Consider the following 13,962-nt stretch of genomic DNA (forward strand, 5'->3'; position numbering starts at 1 on the left):
TAATTTTAGTGATCGTTTATTTTTCTAGCCCTAAACTGTGTTTGATGTTTTTTCAGTTTAAACACCCGGCTCATGATAGCGCTGCACTTCTCTGCATAACTCGCCGGCGCTTTACGGATTACTCCATCGGTGCCAGCCCTCCAACGTTTGCCGTTCAGCGATAGCTCATCACCGCCGGCCAACTTCTCCGCCTCTAGTTCGGTAAGCTCCAGGCCTATCGATGCTGCATAATCGGTTATCTCTGCGACGTTCAGCGCCAGTTTTCCAACAGGCTGACGTGCCGCAGGCTGCTTACTTTGCGTTTCTTTCACTTCTGCTATCAGGTATTCGTTGAAGACCCGCCGTTCCCGGCGCGTCATCCCCTCAAAATCGCCTCCAGGCGGCCAGCTAGCACAGCCATTTGCATCCATATCAGGGGGCAACAAGCCGGGGTTACTGCTCTCTCTGTCTTCCTCCTGCTGCGTTCCGCGTACAGTTATTGACAGAACTCCGAGGGGCGGCGCTGCCGCCTGAAGGTCAACGGCCAAACCCGGATCGGCGCTGGTTGGGACTATCTTGTAGGTTTTCAGGCGGGTGTAAATCATCGGCTGCGTCCTGGCGAACGGCGAGTAAACGCCAGCGATCTTGCTGATGTCGTCGCCGTAATCGTTGCCGTTCTCGGTGATGTCGTAGCCGATGCGCACGCGGATGTGACGACGCTCGACTAACGGGCCGCCCTGAGCGTCGGTATATCCGGCCCAGTCGCCGGCATCTGCCGCGATGTGCGCGGGCGAGATCTCCGGGTGCAGGAACAGGTCGCGATCGCGCAGCCGGCGCAGCTCGCGGTATACCGTGACCGGGGCGCCGCCAATTTGCTGAAACTGACGAATACGCCAGCGCGACGCCCAGGCGTTTACGCGCTTGGCGATATCTTTCAGCGGTTCGCCTGTGTCGTGATCCAGCTCGTCGTCCAGGGCGTACCCGTCGATATTTTTGGAAATGTATTTTGCGATGTAGCCAGTGGCAGAGCCGAATTGCTCATCCATCGGCGTAACGCTGAAACGGTATTCCGCTGCGCCTGGCTCATCGCCATCAACCTGCAGCGCATAGCGCCGAAAGATGTCGCGCGCCTGCTCGATGTGTTCCGGCTTGAGGAACAGCAGCAAATGCCAGTGTGGGGTTTCGTCGTGGTGCGGCTCGGTGACGCGGAACCCGAACACGCGAATGCCGGCGCGTTTCCACGATGCCCGTACCTTTGACCAGACCTTGCACAGGTAGCGCTGGGTTTCGCGCGGGCTGGCGCCGCGGTATTTGTTATTGCGGCGCCCAGTCTTGCTTTGCATCGCGTGGTACTTTGACGGCGCCGTCAGGGTGTAAAACTCGCCAGCCAGATCGCGGGCCTTCGCCAAATCTTCAAAGCCGCGCATGCGGTTCATTAGCTCAGCGCGGCGTACTGCCGGATTGGCGACGCTCCCGTCCACCTTATCGACCAAAGAAATCCGTTCGCCGGTGTCCACGTCTTCGAGTTCCCGCGACTTCAAAAACTCGCGGTTGGCTTTCTTCTGGGCGTGCCATTCTTTCAGGCATGGATCGCTGCAGTAGGGTGTTGCCTTATCGCTGACATAGCCGGCGGCGATCATGAGGTGTTCGCGCCACTGGTCATGGAGGCGGCGCAAACGGCGCAACCACCATGCCGGTGATTCGAGGCGCGCGACGGCGCGCGTTGCATCTTCCGCGCTCAATTGCCCGCTGCAATATTGCTGCCATCCCGGAGCAAACATATTCAGATGCTGGGTTAAGTAGCCGATGCGGCCATAGGCATAGATCACCGCAAAGGCCAGATCGTCAGCGGTGGCGGCCCAGTAATCGCAGAGGCGGACAAACTCGCCTGTCATGCAGTCGGCCAGCCTGTGCGCCAGGCGCTTGAGGTCTTTTTTCCCGCTGTACGGGATGCGGAAGAAATCATCGCGAAAGGCGATCAGCGCCGGCGGCACCTGGCCGATCTGGTACTGTTCGTTTACCGCATCGATGCGTGGCAAGACGTGGCGCTCAAAGGTATTGATCAGCCAGCCGTTAGCGGCCTTCATTCCTTTGCTTTGTTCGATGTTGCTCAGGCGCTGCGTGTAATAACGGCGGATATATTGGGGAAGGGCGGTCAGTCGCCGGCGAAGGCGACGCGCTGCGGGATCGGCAACTCGGGACTGGCCGGCGATATCAAACAGAGGGACGCGTACCGGCTCGCCTGCGTGATTGGTGGCACCGAATAACTGGATCGATGCAGGCTCGTCGGCACGTTCGGTGACGATGGCGTTGCGCTTGGCGTTCCAGGAATACGCGTATTCAAAAGCAACCGCGCCGCTGCCCGGATAGGGTAGCGGCGGGGAAGGTTGACGCCGTCCGAGTGGTGCTTCACTCACGCTTGTGCTTCCAGCGCAGTGATAATCTCACACATGGCTTTTGGTGGAACGGCGTTACCTCCCATGTGAACGCACAGTTTGTGCGACGGCGGTTTGATGTAGTCCTCCGGGAACGTCATCGCCAGCATGTTTTCGTCGCGGGTCAAAATGCGCATGCGATCGCCGTCGACAACCGCCCAGCGATCACGTGTGGTGATCGTGCCAATTGGACGGGAAAGAGAGCGGCCCGTCTTGGTGTTGCCGTAGTAGCTGAAAAGGAATCGATCGCCGAATTGTGCGTGGCCATTTTTAACGCGCTCAAGCGTTGCAACTGCGCGCCCCGGCTTTTCAATCGGCTGCCATTTGCCGGCGTCGAAGTCGATAAATGTGCTGGCTGGCACATGCGGCATTTTTGGTAACTTCAGGAACAGCGGATTTTTGCTGCGGGTGCAGATAATGAACAATCGCACGCGGTTTTGAGGAACGCCGAGATCGGCACAATCCACGATATGCGGCGCGAGTGAATAGCCCAGCGCCTGCATTGCAGCTTCCCATGCAGGGTACAGCTCCCACTGGAGGAACTCCGGCACGTTTTCGATTATGATCTTCGGCATTCTGTGGTACTCGGCGGCAGATACCACCGCCCACGCAGTGGAGCGGCTGGCGTCATGCTGCGGGTTACCCGCCTTTTTGCCGCGCGCTTTGCTGTGACCCTGGCAGCATGGTGAGGCCATCATCAGATCGTGCTTAGGCATCAACGACCAGTCAGCCTGGTGCAAGTCTTGGCAAACGTGGATTGCGTCGGGATGATTCGCTTTATGGGCTTCGACAGCGGCGGGCCAGTGATTACCAGCCCATACCACTTCAGCACCTGCCATTTTTGCGCCGGTAGAGGAACCACCCAGACCAGCAAAGAGATCACTCGCCTTAATCATGCTGATGCCCTCATGGTTGCGATGATCTCGCCAGCGTCTGCTCGGCTGGCAGCTTTGGCGCTGACAGAGCGGCGGGCGGTGATCGAGGTGATAGCGAAATCGGCGTACAGTGCTTTGGCTGCGTCCGTCTCGCTGTTTGAGGCCACGACGTGGCGGCCGCGTTTAGCGGCGATGCACAGCATGCGTGCCAGCTTTTGCTGCTGCTCGTTGGTAAAGCCGTCGGTGTGATAGTTGGTGAAGTTGGCGGTGGTGCTGGTTGGAATGTAAGGCGGATCGTAATAAATCACGTCGCCGGCCTGGGCCATCCTAATCGCTTCCGGGAAGGTACAGCACAGGAAAATCGCTTTCTTTGCCTGCGCCTTTTCCGCGAAGGCTCTGATCTCGTTCTCGGGGAAGTAAGGCGCTTTTCGATGACCGAACGGAGAATTGAACTCGCCGCGCAGGTTGTAGCGGCATACACCGTTGAAGGTGTGGCGGTTCAGGTAGAGGAATTGCGCGGCGCGGTAGATGAAATTGCTGTCACAGTGCAGATTGAAGTCAGCACGCACGGCGTAATAACCAGCCTGATCCGGATGTGCGTTGAACAGGTAACGCGCCTCGCGGATTAGCACTTCAGGATGGTTTTTGGCGACGTTGTGGAAGTTGATCAGATCGCTGTTGATATCGCACAGCAGATAACCGTCATAGTCGGTATTGAGGAATACCGCACCGGAGCCGACGAACGGCTCAACCAGCCGTTTCCCTTCCGGCAGATGCTGGCGCAGTGTGTCGATGATACGGGCTTTGCTGCCGAGCCATTTAAGGGCGGGCTTGTTCATGGGTTACCTCTGATATGTCGTGCTTTGGCTTCATGGATTTCCTGGCAGGTAACGCAGCGCGTTACGCCATGAACGAGAGCGCGGCGTGCTTCTGGTATCGGTGCATCGCAGGTTTCGCAAGTGAACGCAGAAGGCCCACACGGCTGTGGACGAGCGCTAGCGATTTGAGACTCAAGAACCAGTTGATGCCGCTCCTGAGCTATATCGATTTGGTCAGCCATTGTTGTTCCTAGTCGTAATTGCGTTGTTCTGGCGGCAAACACTGCCGATTGAATGCACGGCAAAATTTGCAATAGCGGTAGATAACCCAGCCCACCAATCCCATGGAGATAACTGCCCAAACAGCAGCGAGTGAGAAGAAAAACGCCATCATTGCGTTGTCTCCGGCTTGGTTTCGTTGACGGAGGGGCGGCGAAGGTTGATCCAGTCTTTTAGCGCACTGAATACCTGGTCGCGGGAGGTTTTATCGGCCGCAAGGCGATCAAGTTTGCTCTCTAACAGCTCAAGTAATTGCAACCGTTCAGAACTGCGCGCATTCATAAAAGCTGTGTGTAATTCGTCATCGTGCATAACCCCTCCTGAATTTAGGGTGTGAGAATCCCGCCACCTTGAAGCGACATTTTGTAGAGAACGTTATTTTTATATTTCAGTGAGCACACTAATTACTCACTGGAATATATGCCGGTTTTTAACCATGCCGGCTCATGGGAAGGGCAATCTATTTATCTGCTCTATTGCAGCCCATGCTTTTATAAGGACGCGACCAGATTTCTGTGATTGCCCTGAACGCTCCGGGATTACGCGCCCGGCCGCGTTGTGGTATCTTCGCCATGCCCACCACGTTCTGGCAGGAACATGGGCATGACAACTACCCACCACAAGAAGGAGCCTCTATGGGCGACAATGACAATTCGCAATCTCGCGATAAATCCGATGACTTCCACGTGTTGCATAAACCTGAGCCACCGGAGGATGATGACGAGGAGTAAATTTTTATGGCACAACAACCGACTGAATATGCTTTGCGCTTCCGCATTTGGTACAGCTATTGGCTGGAGGTGATGACAGAAACTATTAACCGCAGAATTGATCTTACGGCTAATGCTGTGATGCTTATTCTTGGCGCTGGTATTTTTGCTAACAGCGGGCTCAGTCAGTTGTTTGGCGCTATAGTCGCAATTATTAGTGGTATTCGAGTTGCCTTTCAGCATGGAAAGAAATCCGAAGCTGCGCGTCAGCAGGCTAAGCGATATCTTTCGCTTATTAACGAAATGCATAACCTCAGTGTTGATGAGATGAATGCGCGCGTTAATATGCTCGAAGAGTTTGACAGTAATGCTCTCTCCAGCCTTTTTAACCCGGCAAGAAATCGAGCTATGATTTCGCTTGGTAAAAAGAAGCATCATGAAAAACTCTCCATTGTTGAACGTCTCGTTTCTGCTCTTGCTGGCGGCATACCGCGTTAAATCTTTTCCCATTTGAGAGCGCACCCCGTGACGCCAATCACCCACCGTTAATGGAAGGGATGCACTCTCAGATGGGCCGGGTTAACCCGGCTCATGCAGATAATCCAGGTTGCGGAATATCGCCGTTGTTGCAGCGCATGATCAGGCGATCGATAACGGCGGCGGCCGGGCCATCGCCAGCGGCTTCTGCGGTGCTCAGTAAACCGGTCAGGCCAATGCACAGGCGGAAAGCGTAATCGTTCAGTGATACCTGGCGAACCTCTGGCGCGGTGGCGGTCGCCATCTGCAAGTTGGCCGTTTTGGTGTGGTAGTGCTGCAGGAGCTCCTCAATGAGGATCTTGTAAGGCTGTTTCATTTTCTTCCCCGAGCTTTGACCATGTTGTCGACTGTGCGCATGGCTTCCGCCAGTGCGAAATCACGACCGAAATAATCCCCGTTGCTCATCAGCTGGTAGGCCGTGCGGTTCGTTTCGCTATGGCGCGGGCACTTATGGATAGTGAACCCGCGGTAGACGAACGTGTGCTTCGAGAGCTGGATTAGGGCGCGCGGTTGCATCTCCGTCATGAGCGACCTCCTCAAGAGCCCATATGCGCGACAAACTTCTCCGCGTGACGTTTGGCATTCAGGTAGATGGCGTAAAGATTGACCCGGCGCTTGGCGCCTGGACGAGCTTGTAAAATCGGTAGGGCGCCGGTGTCTGCCTGAGTGCGGATAGTCTGGGGATTCTTACCAATGCGGCGCGCGTAATCAGAGATCGATTCCTCTAACAGGTCACCGAATGGGTAATCTGCAGGTAATTGATTTTCCCTCACTCCAATCACCTTTTTTTGTCGGTTTTTGTTCATAGTGATACCCTTTAAGATCACGCAGATTTCAGTTATTGAAGGTTCATAATTATGAACCAAGGTGACTTTAGTTCATAGGAATGAACCATGTCAAGCACTCTAGGCGACAAAGTGAAGGCGATCCGTAAGAGCGAAGGGGTCAGTCAGAGCGAATTTTGCGAAATAACAGGCATTTCGATCAGCACCGTGAAGAAGTATGAAACCGGCTTGATAGAGCCTGGTGGTACGACATTGATGAAGATTACGAGCAATGCGCGTTTCAAAAAATACACGATGTGGCTGATGACAGGGGATGTCGCGCCGGAAATCGGACAGATCTCTCCTGCTCTCTCCCCTGATGGGCACGACAGCACATCCAGCCGCCAAAAAGGCCAGAAGGTTGGTTAATCGCCTGGAACATCATGAATTCTTGGGGGAAAGGCGGAATTTGTGTGGAAAAAAGTTTTTGGATGGATACGCAATAATAAACTTAGATTGAAATAATTAAGTTAGGTGATAATTGAAATGAAAAAAATAATATCTCTGGTCTTATTTAGTTCTTTTGTTGGCTTTTCACATGCAGGAACGAACATTTCAGAGCAACTGGCGCAGTGCCAGAAAGTTACTGGTGACAGTGAACGCCTTCGGTGCTTTGATAAACTCGGAAAGTTAAAGGCTGAGGACAAAACAGAAAGCTCAGAACCTCAGTCAGCGGGTAAATGGGAGACAAGAAGCGAAAAATCGCCAATCGATGATTCAAGCAATGAGTTCGTCTATTTGTCCGCGGAAAGTCAGATTCGAGGACAATTTGGTGGGTCAATTACTCCTTTCTTGTTCATCACATGCCGAGAGAAAAAAACTGAGCTTTTTATCAATTGGGAGACATTCCTGGGGATTGATGGTACGCGTGTTCTTACTCGTATTGATGCCCAAAAAGCAGTCAATCGTACCTGGCAGATCTCCACTGACAATAAGGCCACCTTCTATAGCGGACAGACAATCTCTTTCATCAAAGAACTGATGAAAAGTAAAAAAATGTTTGTGCAAATAACACCTTATGGAGAAAACCCTGCACAGACTACTTTTGATTTGTCTGGTTTGTCGACAGCTATCAAGCCGTTACGTGAAGCCTGTAAGTGGTAAGGGCAACGAATGAGCATTAAATCTCTTGGTGCTGAGGGCTACATGGTAGATGTGCGCCCTCAAGGAAGAGAAGGGAAGCGTGTTCGCAAAAAGTTTAAGACGAAATCTGAAGCGCAGCAGTTTGAGCGTTGGATTATCGCGACGCAGAATAACAAAGAGTGGCTTGATAAGCCTGCTGATCATCGACCATTAACCGACCTGATCGACCTGTGGTGGAACCATCACGGCCAGCACCTGAAAGACGGAGTGAAGAGGGCGCAAAAGTTGCGCGTCATGGCGGAGAAAATGGGACAACCCAAAGCCAGCCAGATCACCCGCACTTTCTTCGCCGATTATCGGGCGCTGCGGTTTGCCGAAGGCAAGAAGGCCAAGACAGTCAACCTTGACCAGGAAATGCTGGGTGGAGTGTTCTCCGTTCTCATCGAGCTGGGGCATTACCACGGCGAGCACCCGCTCAAGGCCATGAAGAAAATGAAGCTGCCTGCTCAGGAAATGGGCTTTCTTACCCAGGCCGAGATCGCCGCGTTGCAAGAGCGGCTCGACGGCGATCACCTGAAAGCTGTTCGTCTTTGCCTGGCGACGGGCGCCCGCTGGGGTGAAGTGGCGAAGCTGCGAAAGGAAGAGGTGATCGGTAACAAGGTCACCTACCTGAACACCAAAAACAACAAGAACCGGACGGTGCCGATCTCGCCCGAACTCTGCAAAGAGATCACAAGTGGCGTGGCGTCGGGGCCGCTGTTCAAGGACCTAAATTATCCCTATGTCCGGCTGTGCGTGAAGGACGTCGCTCCCGGCCTACCGGCGGGACAAGCGGTGCATGTGCTGCGGCATACGTTCGCCAGCCATTTCATGATGAATGGCGGCAATATTCTGGCGTTGCAGCGAATTTTAGGACACTCAAGCATCCTACAAACAATGGTTTATGCGCATTTTGCGCCAGACTATTTAGAAGACGCGGTGAGATTTAACCCACTAGTAAACGTAAAGGAGAGCGTTGCCCATGCCTGATAATATTGAAGTGCCTAAAGAAGGTTTGTATGTATCCACAATTCCGGGTGGAGAACGTTTGGTTGTTGTTGATGTAAACGTGGTAGAGGATGACGATGATGAAGAAGGGGATGAAATCTTTTTCTTGGTAACATTCGTTAATGAAGGCGATGAGGGTGACATGTCAGCGCCAAGTTGGGAATTCGATTCCACTGAATGGCGGGAACATGTTGCGAGAGAGAAACTAGAATTTGTTGGTTAAGGCGTATTAACTCAGAGTTGAGTTGGCTCATACCCTGGTAGCACATAACCAAATCCGACAGTTCGCTCTGAGCGGCAAGTGGAAATTGACATATCTGTTAAAGTGGCCAAATTTAGCAACCCACCACAACCGAACTAATTCAAGGAATTATTGACCATGCCTAGTCAGTTTTTAAAAACCATTCTTCGTAACAAAATTCAACAAGCATATGACAATGCAGAGGCTGTTTCTAAAATACCCCATACTACTGTTAAAGGCGCATTTAGAGAGAGTTTTCTCGTTCCAATTATTAGATCACTGCTACCATCCCATTTCGGTATCGGCTCAGGCCAGATTGTTGATAAGTGGGATCGATTTTCACCACAAGCAGACATCATCATTTACGACAAAAGGAAAATACCACCAATCATTGAAGAAAATGGGCTAGGCATCTACTTTATAGATTCCGTACATAGAGCCATCGAAATTAAGAGCGACTTAAATACAGATGGGATGCATCAAACTTTAAATCTTGCATGGTCACTACATCCTGACAACCCACTAGGGTTAAAAACGGCTAAAAAAGGAAAACTTGTAGATGGAAAATCTAACTACCCTCTGGTTAGTTGCTTCAGTTATAAGCAATCCATAACAGATTTAGATAAAGCTCTTTCAAAATGGGATGTCACAGAAAATATACCAAGAGTGATGTTCTGCTTACCTGATACTGGTTTTTATATGTATTGCTCTCAATCAAAGAAATATAATAAATTGATTACAAATGGTAAAGTTGATACCTCTGCTACTTATCTCACCCTGTTCTTGAATTGTATTGAAGATGAAGCTGCATCCAGAGGCGACTACTCCTTATTTGAATGGCTTATTGATTAAATGTCACCTAGCCTTCCAAGGGAGCGCAGTCGAGTAGTTAGCGCTCCCTTTATGATGACTTGACCGCGTAATTTTATCTTACTCGGTAAGCATGCTCCAACACCAATCTTGCCAAATCAGTTTGTTGATTTGATAAATCGACTCTATACGTAAAACATAGTAAGGATAATACTCTTGCAAATTTAACTCGCACTTTTTGCAAAGTTTTATAGAAAAGTACGTTATCTGCCGAATTTTGATGTTTATATAATAACATTAAATTTTGGCTTAGAGTGTGGGTTAAATCTAATATTAAATGTTTCGCTTGCTTGGATCTTATTTCTAATCTTAGCTGCTCTGTTTTCTCTTTTATTGATTCTAAACTTTTTATTACTGCTTGTGAAACCTCTGAATCGAATGGTGCAATTAACACCCTTTTACCTTCAAGGTAAGTGAAATACTTCTCAAACAGTTTCTTATCCGGATTGGATATAAATGGAATCAAATCCTTAGCTGTGATGCCCGAGATTGATGCGACATTTGCTAAACCACCAATTATTTCTAAAAACAATTTCAGCCTCCTAGTGATAAATTAGATAATTAGACTCTTCTTTAACTACTAAGTCTCGAAAATTAGAAGTGTCCATTGGAGTTAGGAAGCTATAGATAATACTACGAGCGTTTGGGATGTGCCACTACTAGATTAGCCACATTGCGAAAATTTAGTTTTCTAGATCAAACGAATATAATCTCTCAGTAATAATTTCAATACTGAGCATTCCCATGTTGACCCGACCTGATTGTGATTATCACAATTCTTGGTATTAGGCTTTATTCCCTTCATGAATAAAGGTCCGATCTTGGTAAAGAATTGCCTTGTCAGCTTAGGTTAAGTTCTGTACTGTGATAATATCAGCTCAAGTATTGAGCTAATACAGCTAAGAACATGATCCACAATTTGACCCAAACGCCCACGCTACACCCATTTTAAGCACGCAGTTACAGGCATCTAAATTACTGATAATCCTGTAACTGCTTGTTTTTGTTAGTGCTGATATGGCGGCGAAAGCCTCCCTTTTTTTATTGCCTGCCGTCAGGCACCAAGCCGCTGTTCGAGTTCGGCGAGAGAAGGGAGGAACCAGACCTGTTCGCTGCGGTTGGCTTCACGCACAAAATCTTGCAGCGCGTTGCTTTGCCCCAGCCAGGAGGTGATATCGTCGCCCCGCAGCGCCACGCGCAGGCGGTAGTTGATGAATTTCTGCAATACGGCGCCGGCAATGCCGCTTCTGAGTTGGAAGAAGGCGGCGTCGAGGCGGTTGACGGGGAGGGCAATCATCCCGGCATCGTGTTCAAAGGCGGGCGCGATAAACAGGCTGACGTCGTTTTCGTCTTTCAACGGCGGCCCGGCTTCGGCGAAAACCACCAGGCGCAGATCATGGATTTGCCGCACGGCGTAGCTCATCGGCGCTCCAGGAGTCAGGGTTTGGCGTGCTTTTGCAGGTAATGCTCGAACACCGCCAGCGTTTCGTCCGAGATATGGTGTTCAATCCCTTCGCTGTCCAACTCGGCGGTTTCGCTCGGCACCCCGACGCACATCAGCAGATCGACCACGATGCGGTGACGGCGGCGCACCTTCTGTGCCAGCTGCTCGCCTTCTTCCGTTAAAAACACCCCGCGATAAGGTCGCGATTCCACCAGCCCGGCGCTTTTCAGCCGCGCGATATTTTTGATCGCCGTCGGGTGAGACACGCCGAAGCGGCGCGCGATGTCGGTGGTTCTGGCTTCGCGGGTGCTTTGCAGCAAATCGGCGATCAGCTCAACGTAATCTTCGATCAGCGCATTGGACTGCGCTTCGCGGGCGCGGCTAAAACGCAGGGCGTGCTCGGCCTCGTCCGGCATGTCGGTCTGGGCGTGGCGATCGGCGTTATCTGGCGCGCGGGTAACCATAGCGTGGGGCGTCCTGTAAGCATAAAAATGGCATCTCCCGGCAATGCGGGGAGGGTTGCCCTAAGTTAGTCCAAATAGCACACATTATCAATTCGATGCCACGCATTGTGGTAGTTAGAAATATCTCTACACAAAGCCAATGAATTTCGCCTGTTGCATAAAGTGTAGCCGATGCTACATTGTCAGCATGATAGGTGGAAAAATAACCAGTGAAAGATTGAGGGTACTTCATGCGTGATGCGGCAACCACTCCATCGTTAACCGAACGGACCAACATTGCTATTGGCGCCGCCCTTGCCGGACGCAAGCGCGGCGCCTTTACGCCGTTGCTGTTCGCCGGCCCGGCGGTGATTGCCTCTATTGCCTATATGGATCCCGGCAACTTCGCCACCAACATTCAGGCCGGGGCGAAATACGGCTACAGCCTGCTGTGGGTGGTGGTGATGGCCAACCTGATCGCCATGCTGTTCCAGGCGCTGTCGGCCAAGCTGGGCATCGTCACCAACCGCAATCTGGCGGAGATGTGCCGCGAGCAGTTTTCACGGCCGGTAGTGATCGGCATGTGGTTGCTCAGCGAAGTGGCGGCGATGGCCACCGATCTGGCAGAGTTTCTCGGCGGGGCGATCGCGCTGGCGCTGCTGTTCCATATGCCGCTGCTGGCGGGAATGGGGGTGACGGCGGTGATCACCTATGCGCTGTTGATGGTGGAAAAAAAAGGTTTCCGCCCGGTCGAACTGATGATCGGCGGCCTGGTGGGCATCATTGCGCTGTGTTACCTGGTCGAGATGTTCATCGTACCGGTGGATTGGCAGGCGGCCGGGATCGGCATGGTGACGCCGCAACTGCCGGACGCGCAGGCGCTGACCATCGCCGTCGGCATTATCGGCGCCACCGTGATGCCGCACGCCATTTTCCTGCATTCGGGGCTGACTCAGCACCGCAGCCCGGCCAGCGATAACGGCGAGCGGCGCAAGCTGCTGCGTTTCTCCAATATTGAGGTGGTGATCGCGCTGGCGCTCGCCGGGCTGGTGAATATCGCGATGGTCATCATGGCCTCGAGTGCCTTCCACGCCGGTAACAGCGACGTGGCCGAAATTGGCACCGCCTACCATACGCTGACGCCGCTGTTCGGTGCGGCGGCCGCCGGCATCTTCCTCGCTTCGCTGATCGCCTCCGGCATTTCCAGCTCGGTGGTGGGCACTATGGCCGGGCAGATGATTATGCAGGGCTTCGTTGGCTTCCGCATTCCGGTGTGGGTGCGCCGCCTGGTCACCATGGTGCCGGCGTTTATCGTGGTGGCGATGGGCGTCAACGCCACCGACGCGCTGGTCTACAGCCAAGTGGTGCTGAGCCTGGCGCTGCCGGCGCCGATGATCGCGCTGGTGATGTTCACCCGCCGCCGCGACATCATGGGCGAGTTCGCCAACGGCCGCTGGACCAGCCTGGCAGCGGTGGTCGGCACGGTGGTGATCGTGCTGCTCAACGTGGTGCTGCTGTTGCAGACCTTCGGCGTTGAGATCCCTGGGCTGGGGTGATCTTATGGGCCGCGCGGGGCGCGGCCGCGTCGCTAAATTAAATTATAAATTCCCCACGCCACCGTCCATCTGCAGCTCGGCGCCGACCATAAAGGCCGACTCGTCCGCCGCCAGAAACACCGCCGCTTTGGCCAGCTCCAGTGCGCTGCCCATGCGGCCGATCGGCACCAGCGCGCGGATATCGTCGCGCAATGCCTGCTCATCCGCTTCCGCCAACCCCAGCTTACCCAACGCCGGGGTTTCGGTCGGGCCGGGGCTGAGGCCGTTGACGCGAATGCCGCGCGCGTGCAGCTCGCCGGACAGCGTTCTGGCCAGCGACAGCAAGCCGGCTTTGCTGGCGGCATAGGCGCTGCTCTGCGGCAGGCCGATATGGGCGCTGACCGAACCGCATAGGATCACCGAAGACGGGTTGGCCAGCAGCGGCAGCAAAGCTTGGATCAGAAAAAACGGCCCCTTCAGGTTGATGTCCATCAGCCGCTGATAGCTCTGCTCATCCCACTCCTGCAGCGGGCGATGCGTAACGTCGCCGGCGTTGATATACAGCACGTCCAGCTGCGGCCACCGTTGCCCCAGCCGCTGCGCCAGTTCGCGCTGCTGCGGGATATCGCCGGCGTCGCTCAGCAGCAACAGCGCCTTGCCCGCCAATGCCTGGCCCGCCGCGTCCAGGGCGCTTTGGCTGCGCCCGGTGATCGCCACCGTCGCGCCCTCGGCGATGAACTGGCGGGCGGTTTCCAGCCCGATGCCGCTGGTGCCGCCGGTAATCAATGCGTACTTGCCTTGCAGTCGTGACATAACCGATTCCTCTTTAGCGTCAGTTGCGG

19 protein-coding genes are annotated in these 13,962 nt (G+C 53.3%); 7 read left to right on the plus strand and 12 right to left on the minus strand.

All coding sequences use genetic code 11. From position 1 onward, the window contains the following. Positions 1–5 precede the first annotated feature (5 nt). From V8N38_RS09695 to V8N38_RS09715, 5 genes are all read right to left on the minus strand, one after another. Positions 6–2,396 (minus strand): replication endonuclease, encoded by a 2,391-nt coding sequence (locus V8N38_RS09695; protein WP_147839446.1) that lies wholly within the window; start codon positions 2,394–2,396, stop codon positions 6–8. Beyond that, positions 2,393–3,310, minus strand: coding sequence for a DNA cytosine methyltransferase (locus V8N38_RS09700; protein ID WP_147839445.1), 918 nt, complete (start codon positions 3,308–3,310; stop codon positions 2,393–2,395). The genes V8N38_RS09695 and V8N38_RS09700 overlap by 4 nt, the downstream gene beginning before the upstream one ends. Then, positions 3,307–4,128 carry a Dam family site-specific DNA-(adenine-N6)-methyltransferase gene (locus V8N38_RS09705; protein ID WP_147839444.1) on the minus strand — a complete coding sequence of 274 codons (822 nt, stop codon included), beginning with the start codon at positions 4,126–4,128 and terminating at the stop codon, positions 3,307–3,309. The genes V8N38_RS09700 and V8N38_RS09705 overlap by 4 nt, the downstream gene beginning before the upstream one ends. After that, positions 4,125–4,349, minus strand: a complete 225-nt coding sequence (locus V8N38_RS09710; protein ID WP_072062304.1) for a TraR/DksA family transcriptional regulator — start codon at positions 4,347–4,349, stop codon at positions 4,125–4,127. Before V8N38_RS09710 ends, V8N38_RS09705 begins: the two co-directional genes overlap by 4 nt. 148 nt (positions 4,350–4,497) lie before the next feature. Next, on the minus strand, positions 4,498–4,698 hold the full coding sequence (locus tag V8N38_RS09715) for a hypothetical protein (RefSeq protein ID WP_089191533.1): 201 nt from the start codon (positions 4,696–4,698) through the stop codon (positions 4,498–4,500). 425 nt (positions 4,699–5,123) lie between these two features. Here V8N38_RS09715 and V8N38_RS09720 point away from each other — a divergent pair, with 425 nt between their 5' ends. Then, complete coding sequence (locus V8N38_RS09720) at positions 5,124–5,594, plus strand: hypothetical protein (protein WP_147839443.1); 471 nt, start codon at positions 5,124–5,126, stop codon at positions 5,592–5,594. Between the two features lie 91 nt (positions 5,595–5,685). Here V8N38_RS09720 and V8N38_RS09725 read toward each other — a convergent pair whose 3' ends face one another. From V8N38_RS09725 to V8N38_RS09735, 3 genes are read right to left on the minus strand one after another with little or no spacing between them, the layout of a single operon-like run. Then, positions 5,686–5,949 carry a hypothetical protein gene (locus V8N38_RS09725; RefSeq protein ID WP_048233408.1) on the minus strand — a complete coding sequence of 88 codons (264 nt, stop codon included), beginning with the start codon at positions 5,947–5,949 and terminating at the stop codon, positions 5,686–5,688. After that, positions 5,946–6,158, minus strand: a complete 213-nt coding sequence (locus V8N38_RS09730) for a DUF4761 family protein (RefSeq protein WP_048233410.1) — start codon at positions 6,156–6,158, stop codon at positions 5,946–5,948. The genes V8N38_RS09725 and V8N38_RS09730 overlap by 4 nt, the downstream gene beginning before the upstream one ends. Positions 6,159–6,169: 11 nt before the next feature. Further along, on the minus strand, positions 6,170–6,439 hold the full coding sequence (locus tag V8N38_RS09735; protein WP_048233866.1) for a hypothetical protein: 270 nt from the start codon (positions 6,437–6,439) through the stop codon (positions 6,170–6,172). Positions 6,440–6,526: 87 nt separating this feature from the next. Here V8N38_RS09735 and V8N38_RS09740 point away from each other — a divergent pair, with 87 nt between their 5' ends. The 5 genes from V8N38_RS09740 (at position 6,527) to V8N38_RS09760 (ending at position 9,680) form a co-directional block, all read left to right on the plus strand. Further along, positions 6,527–6,826, plus strand: coding sequence for a helix-turn-helix domain-containing protein (locus V8N38_RS09740; protein ID WP_147839442.1), 300 nt, complete (start codon positions 6,527–6,529; stop codon positions 6,824–6,826). A 117-nt stretch (positions 6,827–6,943) separates the two neighbouring features. Beyond that, entirely contained in the window at positions 6,944–7,561 is a 618-nt protein-coding gene (locus V8N38_RS09745; protein ID WP_147839441.1) for a type VI secretion system-associated protein TagO, read from the plus strand. A gap of 9 nt (positions 7,562–7,570) precedes the next feature. Beyond that, positions 7,571–8,569, plus strand: coding sequence for a tyrosine-type recombinase/integrase (locus tag V8N38_RS09750; RefSeq protein ID WP_147839440.1), 999 nt, complete (start codon positions 7,571–7,573; stop codon positions 8,567–8,569). Then, a complete protein-coding gene (locus V8N38_RS09755; protein ID WP_115115916.1) occupies positions 8,562–8,810 on the plus strand; it encodes a hypothetical protein in 249 nt (82 codons plus the stop codon). The genes V8N38_RS09750 and V8N38_RS09755 overlap by 8 nt, the downstream gene beginning before the upstream one ends. 156 nt (positions 8,811–8,966) lie before the next feature. Then, positions 8,967–9,680: a DUF6602 domain-containing protein gene (locus tag V8N38_RS09760; RefSeq protein ID WP_147839439.1), complete on the plus strand. Its 714-nt coding sequence runs from the start codon at positions 8,967–8,969 to the stop codon at positions 9,678–9,680. Positions 9,681–9,753: 73 nt separating this feature from the next. On the opposite strand, the gene V8N38_RS09765 is transcribed toward V8N38_RS09760, so the two are convergent. The 3 genes from V8N38_RS09765 to mntR all read right to left on the minus strand — a co-directional run bounded on the left by V8N38_RS09765 (position 9,754) and on the right by mntR (position 11,606). After that, positions 9,754–10,230 carry a hypothetical protein gene (locus V8N38_RS09765; protein WP_147839438.1) on the minus strand — a complete coding sequence of 159 codons (477 nt, stop codon included), beginning with the start codon at positions 10,228–10,230 and terminating at the stop codon, positions 9,754–9,756. A gap of 522 nt (positions 10,231–10,752) precedes the next feature. Beyond that, entirely contained in the window at positions 10,753–11,121 is a 369-nt protein-coding gene (locus V8N38_RS09770) for a DUF4180 domain-containing protein (protein WP_147839437.1), read from the minus strand. A gap of 14 nt (positions 11,122–11,135) precedes the next feature. After that, a complete protein-coding gene (gene mntR, locus V8N38_RS09775; RefSeq protein WP_038875534.1) occupies positions 11,136–11,606 on the minus strand; it encodes a manganese-binding transcriptional regulator MntR in 471 nt (156 codons plus the stop codon). 230 nt (positions 11,607–11,836) lie between these two features. Here mntR and V8N38_RS09780 point away from each other — a divergent pair, with 230 nt between their 5' ends. Further along, the gene (locus V8N38_RS09780; protein ID WP_147839436.1) at positions 11,837–13,141 is read left to right on the plus strand and encodes an Nramp family divalent metal transporter; all 1,305 of its coding nucleotides are present in this window, start codon (positions 11,837–11,839) and stop codon (positions 13,139–13,141) included. Positions 13,142–13,183: 42 nt separating this feature from the next. Here V8N38_RS09780 and V8N38_RS09785 read toward each other — a convergent pair whose 3' ends face one another. Further along, entirely contained in the window at positions 13,184–13,933 is a 750-nt protein-coding gene (locus V8N38_RS09785) for an SDR family oxidoreductase (RefSeq protein ID WP_047727790.1), read from the minus strand. Positions 13,934–13,962: the final 29 nt, after the last annotated feature.

This window comes from Serratia nevei (genome assembly GCF_037948395.1).
GTDB lineage: Bacteria > Pseudomonadota > Gammaproteobacteria > Enterobacterales > Enterobacteriaceae > Serratia > Serratia nevei.